Source organism: Sphingopyxis soli, from assembly GCF_018682675.1.
GTDB lineage: Bacteria > Pseudomonadota > Alphaproteobacteria > Sphingomonadales > Sphingomonadaceae > Sphingopyxis > Sphingopyxis soli.
This window is the reverse complement of record NZ_JAFMTR010000033.1, coordinates 14,950-39,410: the sequence shown is the minus strand read 5'-3', so window position 1 is coordinate 39,410 and position 24,461 is coordinate 14,950. Positions and strand designations below refer to the sequence as shown.

25 protein-coding genes, 1 tRNA gene and 1 pseudogene are annotated in these 24,461 nt (G+C 65.9%); 11 read left to right on the top strand and 16 right to left on the bottom strand.

The features are described from left to right. Positions 1 to 11 precede the first annotated feature (11 nt). Positions 12 to 1,523, bottom strand: coding sequence for a replicative DNA helicase (locus J1N50_RS04150; protein WP_215350494.1), 1,512 nt, complete (start codon positions 1,521 to 1,523; stop codon positions 12 to 14). A 132-nt stretch (positions 1,524 to 1,655) separates the two neighbouring features. Between J1N50_RS04150 and J1N50_RS04145 the strand changes: the two genes are divergently transcribed. From J1N50_RS04145 to J1N50_RS04115, 7 genes are all read left to right on the top strand, one after another. Next, positions 1,656 to 2,153, top strand: a complete 498-nt coding sequence (locus J1N50_RS04145; RefSeq protein ID WP_215350493.1) for a UPF0262 family protein — start codon at positions 1,656 to 1,658, stop codon at positions 2,151 to 2,153. Positions 2,154 to 2,155: 2 nt separating this feature from the next. After that, positions 2,156 to 2,905, top strand: coding sequence for a glycoside hydrolase family 25 protein (locus J1N50_RS04140; RefSeq protein ID WP_215350492.1), 750 nt, complete (start codon positions 2,156 to 2,158; stop codon positions 2,903 to 2,905). Beyond that, positions 2,902 to 3,354: a cytidine deaminase gene (locus J1N50_RS04135; protein WP_215350491.1), complete on the top strand. Its 453-nt coding sequence runs from the start codon at positions 2,902 to 2,904 to the stop codon at positions 3,352 to 3,354. The genes J1N50_RS04140 and J1N50_RS04135 overlap by 4 nt, the downstream gene beginning before the upstream one ends. A gap of 39 nt (positions 3,355 to 3,393) precedes the next feature. Beyond that, positions 3,394 to 3,948, top strand: coding sequence for a dCTP deaminase (gene dcd, locus J1N50_RS04130; RefSeq protein WP_215350490.1), 555 nt, complete (start codon positions 3,394 to 3,396; stop codon positions 3,946 to 3,948). A gap of 171 nt (positions 3,949 to 4,119) precedes the next feature. Continuing rightward, positions 4,120 to 5,841: a cellulase family glycosylhydrolase gene (locus J1N50_RS04125; protein WP_215350489.1), complete on the top strand. Its 1,722-nt coding sequence runs from the start codon at positions 4,120 to 4,122 to the stop codon at positions 5,839 to 5,841. A gap of 74 nt (positions 5,842 to 5,915) precedes the next feature. Next, positions 5,916 to 7,079 carry a saccharopine dehydrogenase family protein gene (locus tag J1N50_RS04120; protein ID WP_215350488.1) on the top strand — a complete coding sequence of 388 codons (1,164 nt, stop codon included), beginning with the start codon at positions 5,916 to 5,918 and terminating at the stop codon, positions 7,077 to 7,079. Positions 7,080 to 7,203: 124 nt separating this feature from the next. Next, entirely contained in the window at positions 7,204 to 8,010 is an 807-nt protein-coding gene (locus J1N50_RS04115) for an acyl-CoA thioesterase (RefSeq protein ID WP_215350487.1), read from the top strand. On the opposite strand, the gene J1N50_RS04110 is transcribed toward J1N50_RS04115, so the two are convergent. The 5 genes from J1N50_RS04110 to J1N50_RS04090 all read right to left on the bottom strand — a co-directional run bounded on the left by J1N50_RS04110 (position 8,001) and on the right by J1N50_RS04090 (position 12,435). Continuing rightward, positions 8,001 to 9,347: a sensor histidine kinase gene (locus J1N50_RS04110; RefSeq protein WP_343227838.1), complete on the bottom strand. Its 1,347-nt coding sequence runs from the start codon at positions 9,345 to 9,347 to the stop codon at positions 8,001 to 8,003. The two genes, J1N50_RS04115 and J1N50_RS04110, sit on opposite strands and share 10 nt — an antisense overlap. Beyond that, entirely contained in the window at positions 9,344 to 10,072 is a 729-nt protein-coding gene (locus J1N50_RS04105; protein ID WP_215350564.1) for a response regulator, read from the bottom strand. The genes J1N50_RS04110 and J1N50_RS04105 overlap by 4 nt, the downstream gene beginning before the upstream one ends. Before the next feature lie 132 nt (positions 10,073 to 10,204). Further along, positions 10,205 to 10,816 (bottom strand): EF-hand domain-containing protein, encoded by a 612-nt coding sequence (locus J1N50_RS04100; RefSeq protein WP_215350486.1) that lies wholly within the window; start codon positions 10,814 to 10,816, stop codon positions 10,205 to 10,207. A 159-nt stretch (positions 10,817 to 10,975) separates the two neighbouring features. Then, positions 10,976 to 12,058 carry a 2OG-Fe(II) oxygenase gene (locus J1N50_RS04095; RefSeq protein WP_215350485.1) on the bottom strand — a complete coding sequence of 361 codons (1,083 nt, stop codon included), beginning with the start codon at positions 12,056 to 12,058 and terminating at the stop codon, positions 10,976 to 10,978. A 203-nt stretch (positions 12,059 to 12,261) separates the two neighbouring features. Continuing rightward, positions 12,262 to 12,435, bottom strand: coding sequence for a DUF1328 domain-containing protein (locus J1N50_RS04090; protein WP_215350484.1), 174 nt, complete (start codon positions 12,433 to 12,435; stop codon positions 12,262 to 12,264). A 235-nt stretch (positions 12,436 to 12,670) separates the two neighbouring features. Between J1N50_RS04090 and J1N50_RS04085 the strand changes: the two genes are divergently transcribed. The 3 genes from J1N50_RS04085 to dinB all read left to right on the top strand — a co-directional run bounded on the left by J1N50_RS04085 (position 12,671) and on the right by dinB (position 15,262). After that, on the top strand, positions 12,671 to 13,918 hold the full coding sequence (locus J1N50_RS04085; RefSeq protein WP_215350483.1) for a bifunctional alpha/beta hydrolase/OsmC family protein: 1,248 nt from the start codon (positions 12,671 to 12,673) through the stop codon (positions 13,916 to 13,918). A 58-nt stretch (positions 13,919 to 13,976) separates the two neighbouring features. Further along, positions 13,977 to 14,050 (top strand) — tRNA-Gly (locus J1N50_RS04080). A gap of 84 nt (positions 14,051 to 14,134) precedes the next feature. Continuing rightward, the gene (gene dinB / locus J1N50_RS04075) at positions 14,135 to 15,262 is read left to right on the top strand and encodes a DNA polymerase IV (protein ID WP_215350482.1); all 1,128 of its coding nucleotides are present in this window, start codon (positions 14,135 to 14,137) and stop codon (positions 15,260 to 15,262) included. A 122-nt stretch (positions 15,263 to 15,384) separates the two neighbouring features. Here dinB and J1N50_RS04070 read toward each other — a convergent pair whose 3' ends face one another. Together J1N50_RS04070 and J1N50_RS04065 are read right to left on the bottom strand one after the other, a co-directional pair. Further along, positions 15,385 to 15,858 carry a hypothetical protein gene (locus J1N50_RS04070; protein ID WP_215350481.1) on the bottom strand — a complete coding sequence of 158 codons (474 nt, stop codon included), beginning with the start codon at positions 15,856 to 15,858 and terminating at the stop codon, positions 15,385 to 15,387. 56 nt (positions 15,859 to 15,914) lie between these two features. Beyond that, positions 15,915 to 17,522, bottom strand: a complete 1,608-nt coding sequence (locus J1N50_RS04065; RefSeq protein ID WP_215350480.1) for a peptide chain release factor 3 — start codon at positions 17,520 to 17,522, stop codon at positions 15,915 to 15,917. Between the two features lie 77 nt (positions 17,523 to 17,599). Here J1N50_RS04065 and J1N50_RS17730 point away from each other — a divergent pair, with 77 nt between their 5' ends. Then, complete coding sequence (locus J1N50_RS17730; RefSeq protein ID WP_246553083.1) at positions 17,600 to 18,238, top strand: hypothetical protein; 639 nt, start codon at positions 17,600 to 17,602, stop codon at positions 18,236 to 18,238. Between the two features lie 122 nt (positions 18,239 to 18,360). Here the strand turns inward: J1N50_RS17730 and J1N50_RS17725 are convergent. The 8 genes and pseudogenes from J1N50_RS17725 to trbJ form a co-directional block, all read right to left on the bottom strand. Next, positions 18,361 to 18,531: pseudogene (locus tag J1N50_RS17725) on the bottom strand (hypothetical protein); the annotation flags it as partial. Positions 18,532 to 18,887: 356 nt separating this feature from the next. After that, the gene (locus tag J1N50_RS17915; protein WP_051035681.1) at positions 18,888 to 19,121 is read right to left on the bottom strand and encodes a helix-turn-helix domain-containing protein; all 234 of its coding nucleotides are present in this window, start codon (positions 19,119 to 19,121) and stop codon (positions 18,888 to 18,890) included. Between the two features lie 4 nt (positions 19,122 to 19,125). After that, positions 19,126 to 19,338, bottom strand: coding sequence for a DUF2274 domain-containing protein (locus tag J1N50_RS04050; protein ID WP_017499928.1), 213 nt, complete (start codon positions 19,336 to 19,338; stop codon positions 19,126 to 19,128). After that, complete coding sequence (locus J1N50_RS04045; protein WP_017499929.1) at positions 19,331 to 20,569, bottom strand: TraB/TrbI/VirB10 family type IV secretion system protein; 1,239 nt, start codon at positions 20,567 to 20,569, stop codon at positions 19,331 to 19,333. Before J1N50_RS04045 ends, J1N50_RS04050 begins: the two co-directional genes overlap by 8 nt. Further along, the gene (trbG, locus tag J1N50_RS04040) at positions 20,566 to 21,417 is read right to left on the bottom strand and encodes a P-type conjugative transfer protein TrbG (RefSeq protein WP_006635655.1); all 852 of its coding nucleotides are present in this window, start codon (positions 21,415 to 21,417) and stop codon (positions 20,566 to 20,568) included. Before trbG ends, J1N50_RS04045 begins: the two co-directional genes overlap by 4 nt. After that, complete coding sequence (trbF, locus tag J1N50_RS04035; protein ID WP_026108910.1) at positions 21,414 to 22,256, bottom strand: conjugal transfer protein TrbF; 843 nt, start codon at positions 22,254 to 22,256, stop codon at positions 21,414 to 21,416. Before trbF ends, trbG begins: the two co-directional genes overlap by 4 nt. A gap of 3 nt (positions 22,257 to 22,259) precedes the next feature. Then, the gene (gene trbL / locus J1N50_RS04030) at positions 22,260 to 23,567 is read right to left on the bottom strand and encodes a P-type conjugative transfer protein TrbL (protein WP_017499931.1); all 1,308 of its coding nucleotides are present in this window, start codon (positions 23,565 to 23,567) and stop codon (positions 22,260 to 22,262) included. Positions 23,568 to 23,703: 136 nt separating this feature from the next. After that, the gene (gene trbJ, locus J1N50_RS04025) at positions 23,704 to 24,456 is read right to left on the bottom strand and encodes a P-type conjugative transfer protein TrbJ (RefSeq protein ID WP_017499932.1); all 753 of its coding nucleotides are present in this window, start codon (positions 24,454 to 24,456) and stop codon (positions 23,704 to 23,706) included. Between the last annotated feature and the right edge of the window lie 5 nt (positions 24,457 to 24,461).

The window sequence follows — 24,461 nt, the reverse complement described above, 5'->3', positions numbered from 1 at the left end:
TGGCGATGGGGCTATTCATAATCCGCATAGGCCTGACTCTCGTCCGCCAGGTCGCTGAACTTGGTCGTCTTCGCCTCGAAGTGCATCCGAATCTTGCCCGTCGAACCGTGACGCGATTTGGCGACGATCACCTCGGCGAGGCCAAAGACGCGTTCCATCTCGGCCGCCCATTCCTCGTGCGCGGCGTGGATCTTCACATCGTCGCCCTCGACCGGGCGCTTGGGCTCGCGCGCCGCGACATAATAGTCCTCGCGGAACACGAAGAGGACCATGTCGGCGTCCTGCTCGATCGAGCCCGATTCACGAAGGTCGGAGAGCTGCGGGCGCTTGTCCTCGCGACTTTCGACCTGACGGCTCAGCTGCGACAGCGCCATCACGGGGACATTAAGTTCCTTCGCCAACGTCTTCAGACCGCGTGAGATTTCCGAAATTTCCTGCACGCGATTGTCGCCGCTCTTCGACGACCCCTGGAGCAGCTGCAGATAGTCGACGATGATGAAGCCGATGCCGTGGCGGCGCTGCAGGCGGCGCGCGCGGGTGCGCAGGCTCGCGATCGTCAGGCCCGGCGTATCGTCGATGAACAGCGGCAGGGTCTGGAGCGCCTGCGCGGCGCGGCTGAGCTGTTGAAACTGCTCCTTGCTGATCTTGCCCATACGCAGCGCCTCGCCCGACACCCCCGACTGTTCGGCGAGGACGCGCGTCGCAAGCTGATCGGCCGACATTTCGAGGCTGAAGAAGGCGACTTTCGCGCCCATATTCTTCTCGGGCGGAATCCCGTCCTCTTCGTCGCGGCGGAAACGCTCGGCAGCATTATAGGCGATGTTGGTTGCGAGCGAGGTCTTGCCCATGCCCGGACGCCCGGCGAGGATCATCAGGTCCGAGTTGTGCATACCGCCGATCTTGGCGTTCATGCTGGCAATGCCGGTGGTGATCCCCGACAGGTGGCCGCCCGAATTGAGGGCACGTTCCGCCGCCTGCAGCGCGGTGAGGCTCGCCGTGCTGAAACTCTTGACCGATCCCATCTCGGCCTCGCCGCCCGCGACGCGATAGAGAGCGGTTTCGGCCTCCTCGATCTGCGCGTGCGGATCGACGCTCTCGCTCGTGTCGAGCGCGTTGTCGACGAGCGTGCGGCCGACGCCGACGAGTTCGCGGAGCAGCGCGAGATCGAAAATCTGCCGCGCGAAGTCGCGCGCGCCGATCAGGCCGGCGCCGCTGCCGGTCAGCTGTGCGAGATAGCCCACCCCGCCGACCGCCTTCATCGCCTCGTCATTCTCGAAAAACGGCTTCAGCGTAACCGGCGTCGCGATGCTGTTGCGCTCGATCAGCGCCATCGTCTGCGCGAAAATGCGTCCGTGCAGCGGCTCGAAGAAATGTGCGGCGTGCAATTGCACGGGCAGATCCTCGACGACTCGGTTGTCGATCAGGATCGCGCCGAGAAAGGCGGCTTCAGCCTCGATATTGCGGGGCAATTGGCGCTCTTCCCCGGAAGGCGCCGGGGTGGGAATCAGGGCTAGTTCGGGCATGGCGACCTTCATGCGTTGCCACCTCTGGCGGTGCAACAAGCGATGCCCGCTTCCCTAACATAGTTGTGGGTTGCTGTGAATAAGTCGCCCCCCTTGCCCTTCGCGCCCGGCCAAGTAGAAGCTCTTCGCAGCATGACCGACGCCGACCCTTCGCAGCAGCGTATCATCTCGATCGACCTCGACGAGGGGTCTATCGTCTGGCGCAATCCCGATGTCGAGCAGGAGCGGCGCGTTGCGATCTTCGACCTGCTCGAAGAGAATAAGTTCGTGCCCCAGCGCGGCCACCCCGACGGCTATGCCGGCCCCTACCGGTTGATGTTGCGGGTCGAGGAAGGGCGGCTGATCTTCGAGATCAGCCGCGAGGACGGTTCGCCGCTGGAGGCCATCATCCTCGGCCTTGGCCGATTTCGCCGTCCGATCCGCGATTATTTCGCGATCTGCGACTCCTATTATCAGGCGATCAAGACCGCGACCGCGCAGCAGATCGAGACCGTCGACATGGCGCGCCGCGCCCTCCACAACGAGGCGGCCGAGATGCTGATGGACCGGCTCGACGGCAAGATCGCGGTCGATTTCGACACGGCGCGGCGGCTGTTCACGCTGATCTGCGTGCTCCACATCAAGGGCTGAGCATGGCGACGCGCGCAGCGAAACGACCGGTCAAGGCAGGCGGCGACTGGCGCGGCGCGATCGCGCGTTTCCTGCGCCGCACCGCGGGACTGATCCTGCTCGCCGTGCTGCTGGCGGGCCTTGCGCTGTGGTGGGCGGCGCGTTGGACGCCAAACCGCGATCTCTATCCGCTGCAGGGCGTGACGATCAGCGCCGACAATGGCGAGGTCCACTGGGGATCGATCAAAGCCGCGGGCGCCGATTTCGCCTATGTCGCCGCGACCGATGGCGCGAGCGGGGTCGACCCGATGTTCGCGCGCAACCTGGCGGGCGCGCGCGAGGTCGGTATCCAGGCCGGCGCGATCCATCGCTACAGCCTCTGCCAGCTTGCGACCGATCAGGCCGCGAACTTCATCCGCCATGTTCCGCGGCGCGCGGATGCGCTGCCCGCGGTCGTGTGGCTCGACTATGACGACCGCTGCCCCGACCGGCCGACGCGCGCGCTGCTGCTTTCCGAACTCGCGACCTTCCTCGCCCAGATCGAAGCGCATACCGGCAAGCGCAGCCTGATCGCGCCCGGCCCGTCGTTCGAAAGCGATTACAGGGTGACGCAGGGCATCGCGCGCACCACATGGCTGCGCCGCGATTTCTTCGAACCCGATTATGGCGCGCACCCCTGGGCGATGTGGCAGGCGAACCACTATATTCGCCTGACCGGCGCCGACGGCACCGTCGGCTGGAACGTCCTGCGCCCCGAAGGAGAGACGCCATGAGCGAGACCCGCGATGCCCTGATCGCCGCCGCGCGCGACGCCGCGAGCCGCGCCTATGCGCCCTATTCGGGCTTTCACGTCGGCGCGGCGCTGTTGCTCAGGAACGGCGACGTCGTCACTGGCGCCAATGTCGAAAATGCGAGCTATGGCCTGACGCTTTGCGCCGAGACGGCGGCGGTCGCCAAGATCGCCAACGAAGGCTGGATCGGCGAGCTCGCCGAGGTCGCGATCGTCGGCGGGCGCCCCGACGGCGACGACCTGATCGGTAGCGCCCCGATCAACCCGTGCGGTCGCTGCCGCCAGATCCTGAACGAAGCCGCCGAGCGGTCGAAGACCGATATCCTCGTCCATTGTGCCTCGGGAGATGGCTCGGCGGTGACGAGTTACAGGCTCAGCGAATTGCTTCCGGTTGCCTTCGGACCCAAGGATCTGGGGATGATCCCCGACTGACCGCTTGCGCGAAGCCCGACTGCCCGACAAGACAGCGGCATGAGCATTCTTTCCGACAAATGGATTCGCGACGCCGCCCGGACACAGGGCATGATCGAGCCGTTCGTGGAGGCGCAGCGCCGCGACGGGTGCATCAGCTACGGCCTCTCCTCCTACGGCTATGACGCCCGCGTCGCGCCCGAGTTCAAGATATTCACCAATGTCGACAGCACGATCGTCGATCCGAAGGCGTTCGACCCCAAGAATTTCGTCGATCGCGAAACCGATGTCTGCATCATTCCGCCGAACAGCTTTGCGCTCGCCCGCACGGTCGAATATTTCCGCATCCCGCGCGACGTGCTCGTCATCTGCCTCGGCAAGTCGACTTATGCCCGCTGCGGCATCATCGTGAACGTCACCCCGCTCGAGCCCGGCTGGGAAGGCCATGTGACGCTGGAGTTTTCGAACACCACCCCCCTGCCCGCCAAGATCTACGCCAACGAAGGCGCGTGCCAGTTCCTGTTCCTGCAGGGCAACGAGCCGTGCGAGACAAGCTATGCCGACCGCGCGGGCAAATATATGGGGCAGAAGGGCGTTACGCTGCCCAAGCTGTAAGGGGCTTCGTCATTGCCAGGAGCCGAATGCGACGCGGCAATCTCCGGCCACCGACCATGCGCGAGGCCGATGGGTGGAGATTGCTTCGCTGCGCTCGCAATGACGAAGATCGGTTGCACCTATTGTCAAAATTGATAACGTTCTCAAAACCGCAAACATGGGGACGAGGACATGATATTCCGTTCGGTCGCGCTCGCGCTCGCAGCGCTGTTTTCTTCCACCACCGCACATGCCGAAGGCTTTCTGAGAGCCGAGGGGACCAAGATCGTCGATGACAGCGGGCAACCTGTCATCCTCCGCGGCATGGGTCTCGGCGGCTGGATGCTGCAGGAAGGCTATATGCTGCAGCTCGGCGAGATCGGGCAGCAACATAGAATCCGCGCGAAGCTCGTCGAGCTGGTCGGCGAGAAGCGCACCGCCGAATTCTACCGCGCCTGGCTCGACAATCACACGACCGAAGCCGACATCGACCAGATGGCGAAATGGGGCTTCAATTCGGTTCGCCTGCCGATCCATTTCGACCAGCTCACCCTGCCCGCCGACAAGGAACCGAAGCCGCGGCAGGACACATGGCTGGAGGAAGGTTTTCAGCGCATCGACCGGCTGCTCGAATGGTGCAGGAAGCACCGCATCTACCTGATCCTCGACCTTCACGCCGCGCCCGGCGGCCAGGGCAACGATCTCGCCATCTCGGACCGCGACCCGACCAGGCCTTCGCTATGGGAGAGCGCGGAGAACCAGCGCAAGACCGTCGCACTGTGGAAGAAGCTCGCCGCCCGTTACAAGGACGAACCGTCGATCGGCGCCTATGACATGATCAACGAGCCCAACTGGAGCTTCGCGACGCCGGGCAAGGGCAATGGATGCGACGAGACGGCAAGCAAGGGTGTCTGGGAGCTTCAGCAGCGGATCACCAAGGCGATCCGCGAGGTCGACAGCAAGCATATGGTGATCATCGAGGGCAATTGCTGGGGCAATAATTACAAAGGCCTGCCGCCCGCCTGGGACGCGAATCTGGCGATCAGCTTCCACAAATACTGGAACCGCAACGACCCCGCGAGCGTCAGCGCGATCGAGGAATTGCGCGACCGTTATAACCGCCCGGTCTGGCTGGGCGAGTCGGGCGAGAACAGCAACGTCTGGTTCCGCGATTCGATCGCGCTGGTCGAGGGCGACGGGATCGGCTGGGCCTTCTGGCCGCTCAAGAAGATCGGCTTCAACCAGCCGCTCGAAATCGATCCGGGGCCGGGCTGGGCGAAGATCGTCGCATGGGCGACCGGCAAGGGGCCGAAGCCGGGCGCCGACGAAGCCTTTGCCGCGATGATGCAGCTCGCCGAGAACAGCCGCTTCGACCGCAACATTCCGAAGCCCGACGTGATCGACGCGATGATGCGCCAGCCGCACGATTCGGCGCCGCGTCCGTTCGCCGTGCGCCGGCTTGACGCCGCGCCGCTGACGGTTCGCGCGGTCGATTACGATCTCGGCACGGCGGGGGTCGCCTATTCCGACACGGCGGACGCCAATTACCATGTCGCGACCGGTGGCGAGCGGACCCTCTGGAACAACGGCGCGACCTATCGCAACGACGGCGTCGATATCGCCCGCGAGGTGGACGGCACACCCTATGTGCGCGATTTCGTCACCGGCGAGTGGATGCGCTACACGCTCGACGCCGCACGGGCGGGGAACTGGAGCATCGCCATCCGAGCCCGATCGGAGAAGGGCGGGCGCATCGCGGTGGGTGACAGCGAAGTCGCGGTGCCCACAAGCGACGGCTGGCAGGAACTCCGCGTGCCTGCCATCGCGTTGCCCGCCGGCGCCAACGCCGTCACCCTGCGCGCGGTCGATTGCGGCGATTGCGAGGTTGCCGGACTCACCCTCACGCCGGGTTGACGCTTCATGCTTGGCAACCCTTCATGCCTGCGCTAGCCTCCACTTAACGTTTACGTAAAGGGAGGATTGCCGACATGGCTCGCGATCTCGACATCGTCGTTTACGGCGCGACCGGTTTCACCGGGCGCCTCGTCGCCGAATATCTGGCGCACCACTACAAGGGTCACAAGGACGCGCCGAAATGGGCGATGGCGGGGCGCAGCCTTGCCAAGCTGGCCGAGGTCCGCGACCTGATCGGCGCCGACGAGGAGACGCCGCTGATCGTCGCCGACGCGAGTGATCCCGCCAGCCTCGACAAGATGGCGGAAAGCGCCAAGGTCGTCCTGACCACTGTCGGCCCCTACCAGCTTTACGGCAGCGAACTCGTTGCCGCCTGCGTCCGCGCCGGCACCGCCTATGCCGATCTGTGCGGCGAACCCGGCTGGATGCGCGAGATGATCGACACGCATGAGGCCGCCGCCAGGGCGTCGGGCGCGCGCATCACCTTCTCGTGCGGGTTCGACTCGATCCCCTTCGACCTTGGCGTCGCCTTCCTGCAGGCCGAGGCCGTCAAACGCCACGGCAAGCCCGCGCCGCGCGTCAAGGGCCGCGTCCGCAAGATGGCCGGCGGCGCTTCGGGCGGCACGATCGCGAGCCTGACCGAGACGCTGAAAGCCATCGCGAAAAGGCCATCGCTTGCGCTGCTGCTCAAATCCTCCTTCGCGCTGACCCCGGGCTTCGAGGGACCGTCGCAGCCGACCGGGCTCGTTCCCGAATATGACAGCGCGACGGGCACCTGGACAGCGCCCTTCGTGATGGCGCCGATCAACACCAAGAATGTCCACCGCACCAACTTCCTGCTCGGCCATCCGTGGGGCGCGGATCTGGTCTATGACGAGATGGTGATGACGACGATCGGCGACGCCGGGAAAGCGATGGCGGAAGCGATGGCCAAGGCGAACCCGTTCGATCCGAGCATCAAGCCCGGCGAAGGCCCGAGCAAGGAGGAGCGCGAGAATGGCTTCTATGATGTCCTGTTCATCGGCGAATATCCCGACGGCACGACGGTTCGCACCAGTGTGCAGGGCGACCGCGATCCGGGCTACGGCTCGACGTCGAAGATGCTCGCCGAGACAGGGATGGCGCTGCTCGAAAACAAGGGCGCAGGCGGCGTCTGGACGCCGGGGGCGCTGCTCGGCGACAAGCTGATCGAGCGGCTTACGGCGAACGCGGGGCTGACGTTCCAGATCGAAGACTAGCTCCTCTTCCGTTCGAGCCGAGCTTGTCGAAGCACCGTCCTTCTCTCCCCGCAGGAGCAAGAGCGGCCCTTCGACAAGCTCAGGGCGAACGGGTTCGGGGTGAACCAACCAAGAAGAATGAGGCATGACTGAAGCAACCTCCCCCAGCGCGCTCGACGCGCTTCTCGCGACGCTGCGCGTCGACGGCGATGTCGCCACCGGGCATATTGACGACGGCTGGATGCAGGGCCGCACCGCCTATGGCGGGATCAGCTCGGCGGTTGCGCTTGCCGGCGCGATGGCGCTCCATCCCACCGAGGCGCCGCTGCGCTATGCGCAGATCAGCTTCGTCGGCCCGGTCGGCGGCGATTGCACGGTGAATACCCGGGTGTTGCGCCAGTCGAAGTCGAGCCTCTTCATCGATGCCGGCGTGTCGAGCGACCAGGGCTTCGGCACCGCCGCCGTCTTTGCCTTCTCGGGCGAGCGAGCGAGCCATCTCGACCATAATCGCCTGACGATGCCCGAAGCGCCCGATCCCGAGACGCTTCAGCCGGTGCCCGAGCATAAGGCCCGACCGTCCTTCACGCGCCATTTCGACATGCGTCCGACCACCGGTCCGCGCTTCGCCTGGAAAAGCGACGTCGGCGAATATCTCACCTGGGTGCGCTTCGTCGACCAGCCCGCCTGCCATCCGGCGGTCCAGTTACTCGCGCTCGGCGACGCCCTGCCGCCAGCTGCGATGGCGCTGTTCACCGAATTCGGCCCGATCAGCTCGATGAACTGGACGGTGAACATGCTCGGCGGAACGCCGACGACCGACGACGGCTGGTGGCTGCTTTCGGCCAAGACCGGCTATGCGCGCGGCGGCGTGTCGGTGCAGGACATGATGCTGTGGAACCGCGCCGGCGAGCCGGTGCTGAGCGGCAGTCAGGCGATCGCGATCTACGCCTGAACCGGCAGCTCGATCACGGCATCGAGCCCGCCGCCGGCACGGTTCGCCAGCGTCAGCGCCCCGCCCTCGCCCTCGGCAATCTCGCGCGCGATCGAGAGGCCGAGCCCGGCGCCGCCGGTCGCCCGGTTGCGCGATTGCTCGCCGCGCGCAAACGGTTCGACCAGCACCCGGATCTGTTCCTTCGTCAGACCCGGACCGTCGTCCGAGACGATGATCTGCATCCGGCCCGCTGCGGCGGTCACCGACAGCCGCGCGCGCATGCCATAGGCAAGCGCATTATCGGCCAGATTGCGCAGCGCGCGCTTGAGCAGCATCGGGCGGACCAGCGCATGGACGTCGGCGATAGCGCCCACCGCCACATCCTTGCCCCGCTCCTGATAATCGGCCGCCAGCTCGCCGATCAGTTCCCGGATCGGAACGCGCTCCTGCGCCTCGGTCCCCGAGCCCGACCGCGCGAGCGCCAATATGTCGGTCAGCATCGCGGTCATCTCGTCGATCGACGCGATCATCTTTTCGCGCAGCTTGTCGTCCTCGACGCCTTCGACGCGAACGCGCAGGCTCGCGAGCGGCGTGCGCAGATCGTGCCCGACCGCGCCGAGCATCCGGTCCTTGTCCGACAGCATCGTCGCGATCCGTGCCCGAAAGGCGTTGAAGGCGGCGATCAGATCGCGCACATCCGACGGCCCCTCCTCCTCGAGCGGGACCGCGTCGCGCGATGCCGGATTGGCTCTTGCCGCCCGCGTCAGGTCGCGCAACGGACGCGCCGCGCGCCAGGCAATCACCATGATCGGGATCAGCAGCAAGAGGTAGAGGGTAAGCGTCTGCCAGATCAGGAAGCCCGACAGCCGATTGCCCGTCGCCGCGATACGCGAGCGCACCGCGAAATATCGCCCATCGACCTTCGCGACGACGACGACCGCGCGGTCGGGGAAAGCCGCGCGCTGCAGCCGTTGCCTCGACCGGGGCGGCAAGGCCCAGGCGTCGATCGACTCGGCGTGGACATTGGTATCGTTCAGCAGCCCGCCGATATAGCTGGACAATTCCGGAAGGTGCACGGCGCCGGGGGGAAGCGATGGCGGCGTTGCGGAAATCTGCAGCTTCTGCGCCCGCTCGCGCGCCATCTCGTCGCGCGGCGGTCCACGGAACTCGCCGCGCCGGTCGCGCTCGATCGCGTCGATGACGCGCGCGACAGCCATGCCGCCGCCGTGCGCCAGCGTCTGTTGCCGGATCCCGCGCGACAGGAGGACGAAATTGATCGCCTGCGCGAGGAACAGCATCACCGCGACCGCAAAGACGAGCTGGCCGACAAGGCTGCGGGGCCAAAGGCGAAGTTTCACGTCGCCGGCCCCATGCGCCGGACCTCGCACGCGAGCGTATAGCCCCCGCCCCACACGGTCTTGACGATTTGCGGATGCGCGGGGTCGTCTTCGATCTTCTTGCGCAGGCGGCTGACGAGATTGTCGATCGCGCGATCGAAGATATCGGCCTCGCGCCCGCGCACCAGGTCGAGCAGCCGGTCGCGGCTCATCACCTGCCGCGGGTGGCGCACCAGCGCGTGAAGCAGATGATATTCGCCCGACGACAGCGCGACCTCATTACCCTCGCCATCCACAAGCACACGTTCCACCTCGCGCAGTACCCAGTCGCCGAAGGCGTAGCAGGTTCCGCCCGGATCGAGCGCGCGGCCACTCTGCTGCGTCCGGCGCAGCACGGTGCGGATGCGCGCGACCAGTTCGCGCGGATTAAAGGGTTTGACGACATAGTCGTCAGCCCCGATCTCCAGCCCGATGATCCGCTCGGTGTCCTCCGCGCGCGCGGTAAGCAGGATGACGGGAATGCTGCTTGTCTCGCGCAGGTGGCGCGTGAGCGACAGGCCATCCTCGCCGGGCATCATGATATCGCTGACGACCAGGTCGACCGTCTGCGCGCGCAGCACCGACCGCGCCTCAGAGGCGTTCGCCGCATCAGTCACCGCAAAACCCTGTGCCTCCAGATATTCGGAGAGCGGCTCGCGGATCGAAGGCTCGTCGTCGATCAGCAATATGCGCGGCGTGTCGGTCATCATGCGTCCGTGATATTCAGTGGTTCGCCCACCGGCCGAAGGCGACCGGTGGGCGATGCTGGCAGGGGGCGTTGGCAAAGGCAATGCCGGGAGGGGATGGCCCGCCTCTTCCAGCAGCCCCGCGCCAAAGGCTTATTCGCTGGCGGGAGTGGCCGGCGCGGCCGCGCGCTTGGCGCGCCATTCGCCCGCCTTCGCCTTCCATGCCTCGCGCTGCGCGGCGCGTTCCTCGGCCGTCACCTGACCGTCCTTGTTCGCGTCGGCCGCGTCGAAGCGCGCGAGCGCCGCGGCCTGGAACTCGGCCTGGCTGACTGCCTTGTCGCCGTCGGTGTCGGCGCGCGCCATCATCATGCCGTGGCCGCCGCGCTTGCCGTGATGGCCACGCATTCCGCGCTTGCCGTCACCGGCATCGGCGCGCTTCTCGCCTCGGTCACTACGCTTCGCCGCCCGATCGGCGCTGTGCTGGTCCCATTCGGCCTTACTGATGCTGCCATCCTTGTTCGCGTCGAGGCGCTCGAACATCTTCGCCTGCATCTCGGTCCGCTTGGCGGCGCGATCGCTCGCGTCGAGCCTGCCGTCCTTGTTGGCGTCCATACGGGCGAACATTTCGTTGGCATGGGCCTGCGCCTCGGCGCGCGTCAGCGTGCCATTGGCGTCCGCGTCGCCCCTTGCCCCCGGACCGGGGGCGGCGAAAACGGGTGCAGCGATCAACGCGGCACCGAGCGTCAAAAGCGAAATCTTTTTCACGTCACGAACTCCTCATGCGGGAACAAGCGCTGTTCCGATAAGGACGTTCTAGTTACGATTTGTCCCAGCCAATTGCCGGATGGGCGAAAATTTGTCGCAAACTGTCGCAAAAACGCCGCCGCGTTCATCGGGGCGCAAGTCGCATCGATCCGGTCATGGCTAGCCCGCGCGATAGGCTCCGACGCCCTCGCCCAGATAGACGTTGTTCGCCTCTCGCTGCGCCGCCGCGGCATCATCGTACAGGAACGGCAGAAAGGCATACCGCCGTCCGCGGGTCACCGGCGTTGCTTCGTGAAGCAAGCCGCAGCCGAACACGATCGCACCGCCCGGCGGCGCGCGATAGGTGCGCGACCCGAATTCGGGAAAGCGCAGCTCGCCGCCGTCGAAGTCGTCGTTGAGGTTGATGGTCACCGCAAAGCGCCGGTGCGCGGTGCCCTTTGTGGTATTGTCGCGATGCGGTCGGAAATGTCCGCCAACCGATGCGTCGTAGCAGGCGACGATATAGCGCTCCATGCGTGTCGCATCGAAATTATAGGCCAGATTGATCGCCGGCCGCACACAGTCGTTGATCCGGCCGACGAGCGAGCGGCGCAGATCCATATCGGTGATAGTATAGTCGGACCGCCGTTTGTGGCCATGGTCGATGATCGAAACCGTTTTCCCGTCGACTTCGCGCATGAATCCCGAATCCGCGCCGCCATCGGCCTCGTAGAGGTCGATGAGATGCCGGCATGTTGCACGATCGAGGACGCGCGGAATGCGGAGTACCGGCGCCCAGTCTTCGGGTCGGTCCTCGTCGATCAGACGTCCTGCGAGCGCCAGCGCTTCGGTCGCCTGCGACGGCGGATAGCGGCCCGCGACCCGCAGCTGGCGGTCGAGAACGGCAATATAGGCTTCGTAGCGATTCGATCCTTCGCGGCACGCGCCGTAGGTGGTGCCGATCGCGCGGTCATAGTCGAGGAAGTGGCGCACCCCATATTGCCCTGAAGCGATCCGGCCCGAGGACACATCGTCGGGATCGTGCGTCACGGTAAACAGGCAGACGCGCGAATCCTCGTAGCGGTCCGACGAAAGAAGCACGTCGAGCGCCGATTTGACCGCCGCATCGCGCGCCGATCCCATGAAGAAGAGGACCGCGACGCGGCCCGCCACCGTATGGAAGGAGTATCGGGGATTCCCGCCCAGAACCTGGCCCTTGAACCAGGGCGCCGGGACGCCGAACGCCGGCTTCGGTATCGACATGGTCACAACGGAAGATTTCTGCACCGCTCCGCCCCCACCCGTTTTGAAGGCGGCATCCTACCATCGCGCGGAATGGGGGCACAAATGCCCAAAAGAGGTAAGCCCCGCCGCATTCACGCGGCGGGGCTCGCCGATTCCGTCCGGGGACCGGCACCAATGCCGCCTGTCCCGATCACGGAGGATTGTGAAACGACCGGTCGCCGTCAAACGACCTTGCGTCCAGCGACCACGCCGAGAATGAGGAAAAGCGCGACGAGCGCCAAACCGACGAAGAACAATATCTTTGCTACGCCCGCGGCTGCCCCGGCGACACCGCCGAAACCGAGCAGCGCCGCCACCAACGCGATCACGGCAAAGATCAAAGCCCATTTGAACATCAGACATCTCCTATCCGGCGGGCGCGGAACGCCACCTTCCGGAGAGGCAGGAAAACGGCCCTCCGCAAGCCGGGCGATCTATCGTCGCGCCGCCTGTTTCTGCATTTCGTGTGCGCTGTTAGAACGAGAGGCAGCGCCGAAAGTTCCTGTCGACCGATCGGCGTCGGCGCATTCCGCGTGACCCGTCGCGGAGACACGCGTAGCATGGGCACGTCACCGAAGAAGGAGAAGGCGCATGGTCACCCAGCCGTTTCGGTTCCCTGGCTCGGCGGGCAAGACTTTGTCGGGGCGGATGGAGCTTCCCGGCGGGCGTGTGCGCGGCTGGGCGATTTTCGCGCATTGCTTCACCTGCGGAAAGGATAACCGTGCAGCGGTACGGATCGCGCGCCTGCTCGCGCGCGAGGGCATCGGCGTGCTGCGGTTCGACTTCGCCGGTCTCGGCGAGAGCGAGGGCGATTTCGCCGACAGTCGCTTTTCATTCGACGTGCACGATCTGCAGGCGGCCGCGCGGGCGCTCGCGGACGACGGCAAGGCACCGTCGCTGCTGATCGGCCACAGCCTTGGCGGCGCGGCCGCCATTGCCGCGGCGGTCGACCTGCCCTCGATTCGCGCGGTCGCGACGATCAATGCGCCGTTCGATGTCGCCCATACGCTCCATCAGTTCGATCCCGCCGCGATCGCGACGATCGATGCCGAGGGCGCCGCCGACGTCCTGCTCGCCGGGCGGCGCTTTCGCGTCGGGCGCGGCCTGATCGACGATTTGCGCTCGCAGGATCAGGGCGCGCGCATCGCGGCGCTTCGCCGTCCGCTACTCGTGATGCACGCTCCACTCGACGATACGGTCGGCATCGAGAATGCCACCAAAATCTATGTCGCGGCGCGCCACCCCAAGAGCTTCTTCTCGCTCGACGACGCCGACCATCTGCTCAGCCGCCCGCAGGACGTCCAGCGCGTCGGTTCGATGATCGCGGCTTGGGCGAGCCCCTATCTGACCCCGCCGCCCGAAGCGCCCGTGCCGCCGGTCGATGCCGAAGCCGAAGAGACGGGCGACGGAAAGTTCCAGGTTGCGATCAGCACGGGCGACCATGTGTTCCTGGCCGACGAGCCGGTCAGCGTCGGCGGCGGCGGCACGGGCCCCAGCCCCTTCGACCTCCTCTCCGCCGCGCTCGCCGCCTGCACGACGATGACGCTGCGCCTCTACGCCGACGGCAAGAAATGGCCGGTGGCGCGCATCCGTACCGCGGTCGGCCACCAGAAGGAGCTCGCCGATCCCCAGCCCGACCTTTTCAACGTCCGCATCTCCATCGAAGGCGCGATCGACGCCGAGCAGCGCACCCGAATGATGGAGATCGCCGAACGCTGCCCCGTTCACAAGACGCTGGAACGCGGCGCGCGCTTCACGACGGCCGAAGGCGATCCGCCCGCCCCGTGCGAGCCGCCCGAGGCGCATATGGAGGCGATGGACCGCGCGACCGGCGTTTGACGACGGGTTGCGCTTGACGTCGGCGAGCCAAACTGGCAATCGCCGCGGCCTTGGAAACGCGGGTATAGCATAGTGGTAATGCTCTAGCCTTCCAAGCTAGCTAGGCGGGTTCGATTCCCGCTACCCGCTCCACCCCCCTCCCCGCTACCCACGATCGCCTCGGCCAAGGGGCGCTTGCCGTTGAGAACATTTCGGCAACATGCTAAGGCTGGCGCCGTGAAAGACGGCGAAGACCAGCCCCCCGACGGCGATGCGGCCGCGCCCGTTCGCAAGATCATCCATGTCGACATGGATGCCTTCTACGCGTCGGTCGAACAGCGCGACGATCCGGCACTCCGCGGCAAACCCGTCGCAGTCGGCGGCTCGTCGCGGCGCGGCGTCGTCGCCGCCGCCAGCTATGAAGCGCGCAAGTTCGGGGTGCGGTCGGCGATGCCCAGCATCACCGCGAAGCGCCAATGCCCCGACCTCATCTTCGTGCCCCCCCGCTTCGAGGTTTATCGCGACATCTCCCATCAAATTCGCGCGATCTTCCGCGACTATGCCGACGAGGTCGAGCCGTTGTCGCTGGACGAAGCCTATCTCGACGTCAGCCGCGACAAGGCCGGACTCGGCAGCGCAACCGCGACCGCAAAGCTGATCCGCCGCCGGATCCGCGAGCAGACGGGACTCACCGCCTCGGCGGGTGTCTCGTACAACAAGTTCATCGCGAAACTCGCATCGGACCAGAACAAGCCCGACGGGCTGACCGTCATTCGCCCCGGCGAAGGCGCTGCCTTCGTGCAGACGCTGTCGATACGCCGCTTTCACGGCATCGGCCCGGTGACCGCGGCGAAGATGGAAGGACTCGGCGTGTTCTCCGGCGCCGATCTTGCCGCGAAGGATATGGGGTGGCTGGCCGACCATTTCGGCAACAGCGCCGAATGGCTCCACAATCTGGCGCGCGGGATCGATCATCGGCGGGTGAAATCGAACCGGCCGCTGAAATCTCTGGGCGGTGAGCGCACCTTCTTCAACGACCTGATAACCGACACCGAGATCCGCGAGGCGCTGGCGCATGTCTGCACCGTGGTCTGGGACCGCGCGGCAAAAAAAGGCGCGCGCGGACGGACCGTGACGCTGAAACTGCGCTACGCCGACTTTCAGACCATTACGCGCGCACGGACCGTTCCTGCGCCGATCGTCGACGGCGCGGCGCTGCTCGCCGCAGGCGAGGCGATCCTCGCCCCGCTGCTGCCCACCGAGCAGGGCATCCGGCTGCTCGGCATCACGCTGAGCAAGTTCGAGGGCGAAGAGGATGAGGAAGCGGCCGAAGCCGCGACCGCCGATCTGCTCAGCCTGCTCTGACCGCGACCCCGCGATCGCCCCCGACGGGCGCTATTATTGCTTCGAGGTCAATCCGAGCCCCGTCTTTTCCTGTTACGAGTTCGACACCGGCCAGCAGATCGCCGCGTCGATCGCCGCGTTGCTTATGGCCGCGTCGCCGGGCTCGCCGCCAGTGCGGGCGCAAGACGCCGGATCGCCGCCTGCATCTTTGGCGACAGCGTCTTGAAATCGCAGCGGATCAGCGTCTCGTCCGATTCCTGTATCTCGTCCCGAAACGGAGCCCCGACGCGATAGAGCGCGCGGCCGGGGCCAAGCGGTTTGATGCGGAAATAGCCCGCGCCGTCAAAGCCGCCGAACTGCATCTGGGTGAAGCCGCCCGCCACAACCCGCGTCTGCGTGATCGGCTCGAGTTCGGCGGCCGGCCCCATGCTGCCGTTGGGTCCGTAATAATAGAGGGCGCCCCAGCGTTTGCCGTCGAACACGTATCCGTGATGCACGGTCCCACATTTTTCGGTGTCGTTGGTCCAGAACCCCGCCGCGACCGGAAGCTTGATCCCCTGTGCCGCCGCCGGCGCGCTGCCCGCGACCAATGCCAGCGTCAAAATCCATCCGCGCATCGATACCCCCACCATAACCGGCCTGGACGTCATGGTGCCGGACTTGGCGGACACGATCAACCCGCGTCGGCGAAAACGCGCTCTTTCGTCGCGGTGAAGCGGATCGCCGGGTGGCGCTGGGTCACATAGCCGACTTCCCACGCATCCTTCGCCATAAACACCGGCGCGCCGTCGCGGTCGGCGGCGCTGGCGCCGCGGTGATCGGCCTGGAACGCCTTGAGCGCGGCCGGATCATCGCTCGCGATCCAGCGCGCCGTGTCCCAGGGCGATGCCTCGAGCTTCGCCTCGACCTTATACTCCGCCTCAAGCCGGCTGATCAGCACCTCAAGCTGCAACTGGCCGACAACGCCGACGATCATGTTCGAGCCGATCTCCGGATAGAAGACCTGAATGATCCCCTCTTCGGCCATATCGTCGAGCGCCTTGCGAAGCTGCTTGGTCTTGGTCGGATCGACGAGCGCGACCCGACGCAGGATCTCGGGGGCGAAGTTCGGCAGGCCCGTGATCGTGATGTCGGTGCGTTCGGACAAGGTATCTCCGACGCGCAAGGTGCCGTGGTTCGGAATGCCGATGATGTCGCCGGGATAGGCTTCCTCGGCCATTTCGCGGTCCTGCGCAAGGAACAGCATCGGGCGGCTGATCGCGATCGCCTTGCCCGTCCCGCCCTGCATCAGCCGCATCCCGCGCTCGAACTTGCCCGAGCACAGGCGCATGAAGGCGATACGGTCGCGGTGCGCGGGGTTCATGTTCGCCTGCACCTTGAAGACGAAGCCGGTGACGGCCTCGTCGTCGGGCTGGACCGGCGCGGGCTCGGCGGGCTGCGGCTGGGGGCCCGGCGCGTGGCTTGCGAGCGCGTTCAGCAGGTCGACGACGCCGAATTCCTTCAGCGCCGACCCGAAATAGACCGGGGTCAGGTCGCCGCCCCGGTACGCCGCGGCGTCGAAGGGCGCGTAGCAGGCCGACGCCAGCTCGGTTTCTTCCTTGAGGTGCGCGAGCGCGTCGGCGCTGAGCTGCGCGGCCAGCGCTGCATCGTCCAGCCCCGACACGCTGAAGCGGTCGCCTTCATACATGCGCGACGCGTCGCCGCCCGGCTTCATGATCGCGGGATCGACGAGGTCGTAGATTCCCTCGAACTGCCCGCCCATGCCCGCGGGCCAGTTCATCGGGCAGACGTCGAGCGCGAGCCGGTCGGCGACCTCGTCGAGCAGTTCGAACGGCGGCAGGCCTTCGCGGTCGACCTTGTTGACGAAGGTGATGATCGGGACCGAACGCAGGCGGCACACCTCGAACAGCTTGAGCGTCTGCGGCTCGATGCCCTTCGCGGCGTCGATCACCATCACGGCGCTGTCGACCGCGGTCAGCGTGCGGTAAGTGTCCTCACTGAAATCCTCGTGCCCCGGCGTATCGAGCAGGTTGAAGACGAGCCCGGCGTGCTCGAAGGTCATCACCGACGAGGTCACGGAAATCCCGCGCTGCTGCTCGATTTTCATCCAGTCGGACCGCGCGCGCCGCGCCTGGCCGCGCGCCTTCACCTCGCCCGCCATATGGATTGCGCCGCCCGCGACGAGCAATTTCTCGGTCAGCGTCGTCTTGCCCGCGTCGGGGTGCGAGATGATAGCGAAGGTGCGGCGGTCGGGATGCTTTCGCGAGTTGTTCTGGGACATGGCGCGGGCGCCTAGCAGGTGGGGCGCATCGTGGAAAGGGGCTGGCGCGATGGCGTCGACATGCGCAGTATCGTTCCATGCGCCAGTTTTTCCTCGCCATCGCCCTTCTCGCCGCGCCAGCAATCGCACAGGACAATGCCTTCGTAGGCGAATATGGCATCGCCGAAGGCCCCGACGTCGGCGGCGGGCTGCTGATCCGGAGCGACGGCCGGTTCCAATATGCGCTCGCCGTCGGCGCGCTGGACGAACGCGCCGAGGGACGCTGGGAGGCGCGGGGCGACCGCATCTGCCTGACGACCGAACCCAAGCCGGTTCCGCCGGCCTTCGAGAAGGGAGCGCCGATCGCGGTCGACGGCGCGATCCCCACCCTGCTCGTCACCTGGCCGAACGGCGAAGGCATTCCGGGAGTCGATTTCCGCATCGGGTTCGACAGCGGCGATCCCGCAGAGGGCTATACCCAATATTATGGCTGGACGATGCCCGAGGAGGACAAGCGCGCGCCGCGCTGGGTCGAAATAAGCGAGCCGATTTATGGCATAACCGCACCGCGCTTCGTCCTCACCGAAGCCGACGGCGGCAGGCTTCGCGTCACCCTGATCCCCAACGATATCGGCGTTGTCGATATGGAGGGTGCGTGCCTCGAAAAAACGGACCGCGGCGTCCTCCTGCACCGCGAGGACGGCAATATTCGTTTCGTGCGCCTGGGGGGCGAGTGAGACGAATCCGTGATGGCGTTCGCGCTCACCGCCAGCCCTTGGCGCGCGCCATGTTTGGCGGGGTGGACGATGCGACCGCGATCGTCGCAATAGCATTGGAAGGCGCCGGCCATGCCGTCGGGCCGCTTGCGCTCGATGACGAGCCCGACGGTGCCTGCGACCGGGCGCTGCGGCGCGTGCGGGACATGCGGCGGCGCCAGGATGACGATTTCATCCAGCCCGCCGCTATCCGATTCCGACGCATCCTGCCCAAATGCGAGTTCGGGGACGATCAGCGCCGATACCGATCCCATCAACAGCGCCACAATGCAGGTCTGCTCTACAGGAATTCCGTGATATAGAACCGAAACGGTCGCGCGGCCGCCGACGTCGGTGGCAAGCGGATACAGACACAAAAGTCGGGATGATCGCCGATCCGCGAGCCCCGCCGCGAATGGCGACCGGCAATGCAGCCGACCGCGAACCAAACTATACGCCAAGTGTTTGAAAACTGGTAGCGGAGGAGGGATTCACACGAAAAACATAAGATACTGATTTATAACAACGTTCTTGATCGTCGTGCCGATAATTCCGCTCAATCCACCCCCAATTTTACCCCTTCGCGACAGGCCGTGCCGAAATATCGACAGGCCGACATGCGCGATCCCTGCTACGCCCGAGAACGCGGCTGTTTACAGTGTGATCGCAGAAAGGACCGCAGACTATCGACAAACACCACGGTTGCACGGCCGACCTTGGCTGCCTCGATGTCGCCGGAAGCGATGAGCTGGTAGATCTTGGATTTGCTGAGCCCCGTCATCCGTACTGCGTCGGGAATGCGAACGCTTATCGGCCCAATCGGGGGCGCGTCGTCGCCATTCGTTGCAGGCTGCCGGGCCGACATCGGACTATTTCTTACGTGCCCGGCTGAACGAGCGGTCGCTCGCCAGGAAGCCGCTAAGCATGAATGGAATGAGGTCCGGTACGGACTCGCGTCGGCCGTAGGCCGCCTCATAGGCCTCGGCGTAGTCGTTCAGCGCTTCGATGAGATCCGGCATGACGTTGATCGTGATCTTAGCCGGCGTCCGATCGGGCAGCCTTGGCAGCTTCAAATCAGCCATGACGGCCTCCCCAGGGTCCGGGCAATATGATGTCTTTGTGCACGACCACCCGTAGCGGCCAGCCGGGACGCACGCGCAAGGTCGGCTGGATATTGAGATTGCGCGTGACGAGCTGATCGCCGGCGCGCGCGCCGCTCTGCTGCGCTGACTCGCGGATCGCCCGGACAAGGTCGCTTTCGGTGCTGCCGAAGCTCAATTCAGTGCCGACGCCCAGCAGTGTCGACAGGGCGACGCCCTTCAGAAGTTGCCAAGTATGCCGGTCGATCCGGTCGGACAGACCCGCATAGCCCTGCGTATCGGTCGCCGGCACATTGTCGATACGAATCGACGAGCCGTCGGGCAGGATAATCCGCTGCCAGACGACCAGCGCACGGCTCTGCCCAAACGCTACAACGCTGTCGTAGCTGCCGATCAGCCGCGATCCTTGCGGAATGAGCAGACCGCGCCCGGTCACACTGTCATAGACGTTCTCCGTGATCTGCGCGGTGACGAGCCCGGGAAGATCCGAGTTGAGCCCGGTTATGAGGCTCGCGGCAATGATGCTGCCGGCCTGCAAGGTCCAAGGCGATACGGACTGCGCCAGCGCGTGCGGATTGATGTCGTCGTCGCGATTGGCGTGGCCGACCAATTCGTTCTTGCGCCCCTGGGCGTTAGGATCTCGGTCAGGGTCGAGGAGCGGCTTGGCAGTCTCGGCCGATGCTGGCGGAACACTTGCATCGGTAGTCACCGGTGCAGGGGCGGCGGCGCGACCGCCGCCCGCCAATTGCAGCATGACGCCAGACTCGCGTGCGGCCTTCTGCTCAGCGGCGATGCGCTGGCGCTCGGCTTCGGCTTCCTGCGCGGCCCGGCTCACCGCATCGGCAGCGGGGTCAGGGGGAACCATCCCGCCAAGCTGCCGCTGGCGCTCGAGGATCGGCCGCCCGAGATCACCGGGAAGCGGTAGCCCGAGCTTCGGCACGTCGCCATAGCTCGTCGGCGCGCCCGCGAGCGCATCAGGCGGCGCCTTCGCGCCAACCAGCTTTTCATCGCTTCGTGCGATCAGGCTCAGGGTCGCGGGCTTGAGCGCCAGCCAGGCGACGCCGATGATCGCGGTCGAGCCGGCGGCAGCGATGGCGACGATCGCACCGCGGCGAAAACGGGTGACGCGGCCCGGCGCCGCGCGCAGAACGAGCGTTTCGGGGTCGGCTTTGGGCGCCGCGATCGGCGCGGAAGAAGCGGTTGGATCGGTCACGCGCCCCTCCCGGCCTTGCGCTGCCGGCTCTTCGGCTGGGCGGCGGTGATACGGACAATCTGCTGTTTCTTGCCGCCAAGGCGCAGCTCGGCGACACCGAACAGGCGGTCGACCACATAATAGCGGCCGGCGACGCGATAGTTGACGAGCTGGGCCTCGCCATCCTCGCCAATCACGAACAGCGGGGGCGCCTCACCCACGGCGATCGCAGGCGAGAACTCGATGTAGGTCTGCCGCCCATCGTCGAACGCGCGCAGCGGCCGCCAGGCCGGCTTGTCGCCCGAGATCGCATAGTTGAAGTTGAGGCTTTCGACCGAGAGGCCCGACGCGATCGGCGTCGCCGCCACGGCTGCATCGCGCTGACGCCGGAGCGCGATCAGCTCGTCATGTGGATAGGTCCAGGAGATCGCCGCCATCGCGGTCGCGGGCGTGCTTTCGAGCTGGAGATGGTAGGTCCGGCGATCGGTAGCAATGACAAGGTTTGTGCGTAGGCCCGCCGAAAACGGCTTGACGAGGATGTGCACGCGCTTGCTTTCGCCGATGCCGCTGGTGGTATCGCCGACAGTCCAGCGCACGGTGTCGCCGGCGGCGACGGACACAATCGTTTCGCCCGGCTGCAAGGCAATGTCGGTGATGCGCTCGGGCGCGGCATAGAGCCGGTAGAGCACGCCTTCCGCCCAGGGATAGACCTGGACGGCATATATATATCCCGCGCTCGACGGCTCGCGCAGTGCCGCCCGGTTGGCGGCAGTGACGCGCGCGGTGGGTGACGCGGGTTCGCGGCTCTGCGCAGCGACGCCCATGGCAAGCGCCATCGCGCTCGCCGCCAGGATGAGGGCACGGATCATTGGTCGGTCCTTTCGGGGGATGGTGCGGCTGCGGGTTGAGCAAGGGTCGGATCGAGCGGCGAGCCCAGCGGAATGTCGGTGGGCGGCGCGACCGGGAGTGATTGTGCGGGATCGGGCACGGCCGATGGTTGCGGCGAAGGCGGCCGGTCCTGAGGCGTTTCCAGTTCGCGGCTCCAGTCGATCGCGTCAACATAGAGACCGAGCGGGTTTTTTCGGAGCACATCGGCCAAGCGCGGCGGCTTGATCTTCACCGTGAGCATCGCCGTCCAGCGTGACGTGCTGGCGAGGCTTCCCCGCTCATATTGCTGCTCGGTCCATTTGACCTGGAAGCTCGTATCCGACGCGCGGACGACGCTCGTCACCTGCACCGAAACCGTCTTGCGCCCGACATCGGCGAACGGATTGGAGGTGCGGGCATATTCGCCGAGGAACAGTGACGCACGTTCGGTCGCGAAATCATAGGCTGATAGCCAGTTTTCACGCATCAATACCGGATCGAGCGAGCGCGCTCGAACGCCGGTGATGAACCGGCCGAGGAACCATGCGATCTGCGGATCGGTCGGCCGATAGTCCTTGGCGGCAGGCGCGACGGCCTGTGCTTGCCCGAGTGCATCGACCTCGACCACATAGGGCACGACGCGGCTTTGCATCGATTGCCAGACCAGCGCGCCCGACAGACCAGTGGTCAGGAACAGGCCGCCGAAGGCCATCAGCCGCCAGTTCTTCGCCTGTGCGCGAGCCGAGCCGATACGCTCATCCCAAAGCTGGCCCGCTCGTTGGTAGGGTGTCTCGGGTTCGGGCGTTCGCCCATAGCGCTGCAATGCGCGTCGAAATTTCATCGCTCAGTCCCTTTCCTTGATGTCTGGAGTGGCGCCAGCGCCGCCGCGGTCGCCGCCCTGGATTGCGTGGATCGCCATCTGGCGGCGGTGGCGAGCATTCTGGCTGGCATGAAGCTTCTGCGCCCAGGCGGGTGTTCCTTCAGCTGCGCCTATCGGCGCGGCTGCGGGGGCGGCGCCGCCGGCACGGGTGCTTCCTGCTTCCCATGCGGCGCGCTGCCCACGATCGGCGGCAGCGCTAACGCCGAGACCGCCGCTCATCCGGTTGGCAGCCGCGCCGCGCATGGCGGTCGCAACGCCGCCGAGGCCCGCGCCGACGCTGGTCGAGCCCGAGGTTTCCTGCCCGAGCTTGTAGGCAGTGGATGCGGCAGACCCCATCGATGTACCGGCGCGGATCGCGCCGAGACCGGCCCCCGCGAGACCGCGTGCCGCGCCGACGGCGCCAGCGCCTGCCATCGCAAGACCTCCGCCGGCAAGCACGGTAGTGGCGATCACCGATCCGGCGCCGAGCTGCGGCGCGCCGGCGACGAGGCCGGATGCGATTCCCGGGCCGAAGATGGAGAGGCCAAAGATCGCGAGGCTCGCGAGCATCAGCGACACGGCCTGTTCGATCGACACCTCGTCGCCGGTGATCGCACTGGTGAAGTCGGCGAAATAGTTAGAGCCGATGCCGACGATGACCGCGAGCACCATGACCTTGATGCCCGAACTGACGACGTTCCCGAGCACCCGTTCGGCGAGGAACGACGTGCGGTTCCACAGCGCAAAGGGCACGAGCACGAAGCCGGCGAGCGAAGTAAGCTTGAATTCGAGGATTGTGATGAAAAGCTGGATCGCGAGGATGAAAAAGGCGGCGATGACGACGACCCAGGCGATCACCAGCACGGCGATCTCGATGAAATTGTCGAAGAAGGCGATCGGGCCAACCAACTCCTTCGCCTGCTCGAGGAGCGGCCATGCTGCCTCGAAGCCGGTCCCGGCCAGCTTGCCGGGTCGCAATAAATCGTCAGCCGTAATCGCGCTGCCCCCTGCGGTGAGGCCGAGGCCGGCGAAGCTGCGAAAGATGATATCGGACAGTGTCGAGAAGCTGTTGAGGATCAGGGCGAAGACGCCGACATAGAGGATCTTTTTGAGGAACTTGGCGATGACGTCGTCTTCGCCGCCGAGCGCCCAGAACAGCCCGGCGAGCGTGATGTCGATGCCGATCAGGATCGTGGTCAGGAAACCGACGTCACCGCCCAACAGGCCGAACCCGCTGTCGATGTAGGAGGCGAAGGCCTCCATGAACTGATCGATGACATTCAGGTCATCCATATGGGCGGGTTCCTGCTTGAAGTTGAAAGGTGTCGCGGGGACCGGCGGCCATGAGAGGGGCAAGCCCTACGGCCCCCGCGACGAGACAGGTTCGGACCCGGGGGGAGCTGGGGGCGCGGTCCTCGCCTGCCTCAGCTCATTGGCGTGGCGTGTAAGCCTTGCCGTCGCCGAGGAAGCGGCGCGTCGACTCGCGTGCCTCGCGCGCGATCTGGCCCCGCTGCGCCTGCTCGACCGATTCCGCCCGGAACTGCGCCGCCATCATTTGCTGAAGCTGGAGCTGCTGCTTGGCGGTGAGCGCGAGAAGCTGGTTCGTGGCCTGCTGCGCCTGAAGCGAGCCTTCCGCGCCCTGGCTGCGCGCGACGATGTCGGCGAGCGCCTGCGTGTCGCTCCGTACGTTGTCGACGATGCGGTTCTGGACCCCCATCGTCTGGCGAAACGCGGACATCGCGGTATCGAGTTGATCGCGTGCGCGAGCCACACGCTGATCGCGGCGGAACACCTGATCGAACTCCTGCGGGTAGAGCTGGCGGAAGCGCTCGTCGAGCTGATCGATGCGGAAGTCGACGCCCTGCGCCTGGCCCATGAGCTGGTCGATCTGCTGGAGGCGCTGGCGAAGCTCCTGAAGTTGCGGGAAATCGATCCGGGACAGGTTCTTGCCCTGGTTGATCAGCATCTGCGCTTCGTTCTGGAGACTCTGGATCTGGTTGTTGATCTGGGCAAGCGTGCGCGCGGCGGTGAGCAGGTTTTGCGAATAGTTCGATGGATCGAACACACTGAGCTGGGCCGCGACGGGCGTCGAGGTCAACGCGATGCCGATACCGAGCGAGCCGACGGCGCCGAGCGCGAGAGCGGAGAGGCACGCATATTTGCGGATAGGGATACGGGGCACGGGAA

What these genes read in the sequence shown, in the direction of transcription:
- J1N50_RS04150 (WP_215350494.1), bottom strand. Translation starts at nt 1,523, where the DNA reads ATGCCCGAACTAGCCCTGATTCCCACCCCGGCGCCTTCCGGGGAAGAG.
- J1N50_RS04140 (WP_215350492.1), top strand. Translation starts at nt 2,156, where the DNA reads ATGGCGACGCGCGCAGCGAAACGACCGGTCAAGGCAGGCGGCGACTGG.
- trbF (WP_026108910.1), bottom strand. Translation starts at nt 22,256, where the DNA reads ATGAAATTTCGACGCGCATTGCAGCGCTATGGGCGAACGCCCGAACCC.
- J1N50_RS04050 (WP_017499928.1), bottom strand. Translation starts at nt 19,338, where the DNA reads ATGGCTGATTTGAAGCTGCCAAGGCTGCCCGATCGGACGCCGGCTAAG.
- J1N50_RS04135 (WP_215350491.1), top strand. Translation starts at nt 2,902, where the DNA reads ATGAGCGAGACCCGCGATGCCCTGATCGCCGCCGCGCGCGACGCCGCG.
- J1N50_RS04125 (WP_215350489.1), top strand. Translation starts at nt 4,120, where the DNA reads ATGATATTCCGTTCGGTCGCGCTCGCGCTCGCAGCGCTGTTTTCTTCC.
- J1N50_RS04070 (WP_215350481.1), bottom strand. Translation starts at nt 15,858, where the DNA reads ATGCGCGGATGGATTTTGACGCTGGCATTGGTCGCGGGCAGCGCGCCG.
- J1N50_RS04090 (WP_215350484.1), bottom strand. Translation starts at nt 12,435, where the DNA reads ATGTTCAAATGGGCTTTGATCTTTGCCGTGATCGCGTTGGTGGCGGCG.
- J1N50_RS04105 (WP_215350564.1), bottom strand. Translation starts at nt 10,072, where the DNA reads ATGACCGACACGCCGCGCATATTGCTGATCGACGACGAGCCTTCGATC.
- dcd (WP_215350490.1), top strand. Translation starts at nt 3,394, where the DNA reads ATGAGCATTCTTTCCGACAAATGGATTCGCGACGCCGCCCGGACACAG.
- J1N50_RS04065 (WP_215350480.1), bottom strand. Translation starts at nt 17,522, where the DNA reads ATGTCCCAGAACAACTCGCGAAAGCATCCCGACCGCCGCACCTTCGCT.
- J1N50_RS17730 (WP_246553083.1), top strand. Translation starts at nt 17,600, where the DNA reads ATGCGCCAGTTTTTCCTCGCCATCGCCCTTCTCGCCGCGCCAGCAATC.
- J1N50_RS04120 (WP_215350488.1), top strand. Translation starts at nt 5,916, where the DNA reads ATGGCTCGCGATCTCGACATCGTCGTTTACGGCGCGACCGGTTTCACC.
- J1N50_RS04085 (WP_215350483.1), top strand. Translation starts at nt 12,671, where the DNA reads ATGGTCACCCAGCCGTTTCGGTTCCCTGGCTCGGCGGGCAAGACTTTG.
- J1N50_RS04145 (WP_215350493.1), top strand. Translation starts at nt 1,656, where the DNA reads ATGACCGACGCCGACCCTTCGCAGCAGCGTATCATCTCGATCGACCTC.
- trbL (WP_017499931.1), bottom strand. Translation starts at nt 23,567, where the DNA reads ATGGATGACCTGAATGTCATCGATCAGTTCATGGAGGCCTTCGCCTCC.
- J1N50_RS17915 (WP_051035681.1), bottom strand. Translation starts at nt 19,121, where the DNA reads ATGTCGGCCCGGCAGCCTGCAACGAATGGCGACGACGCGCCCCCGATT.
- J1N50_RS04115 (WP_215350487.1), top strand. Translation starts at nt 7,204, where the DNA reads ATGACTGAAGCAACCTCCCCCAGCGCGCTCGACGCGCTTCTCGCGACG.
- trbG (WP_006635655.1), bottom strand. Translation starts at nt 21,417, where the DNA reads ATGATCCGTGCCCTCATCCTGGCGGCGAGCGCGATGGCGCTTGCCATG.
- J1N50_RS04095 (WP_215350485.1), bottom strand. Translation starts at nt 12,058, where the DNA reads ATGTCGATACCGAAGCCGGCGTTCGGCGTCCCGGCGCCCTGGTTCAAG.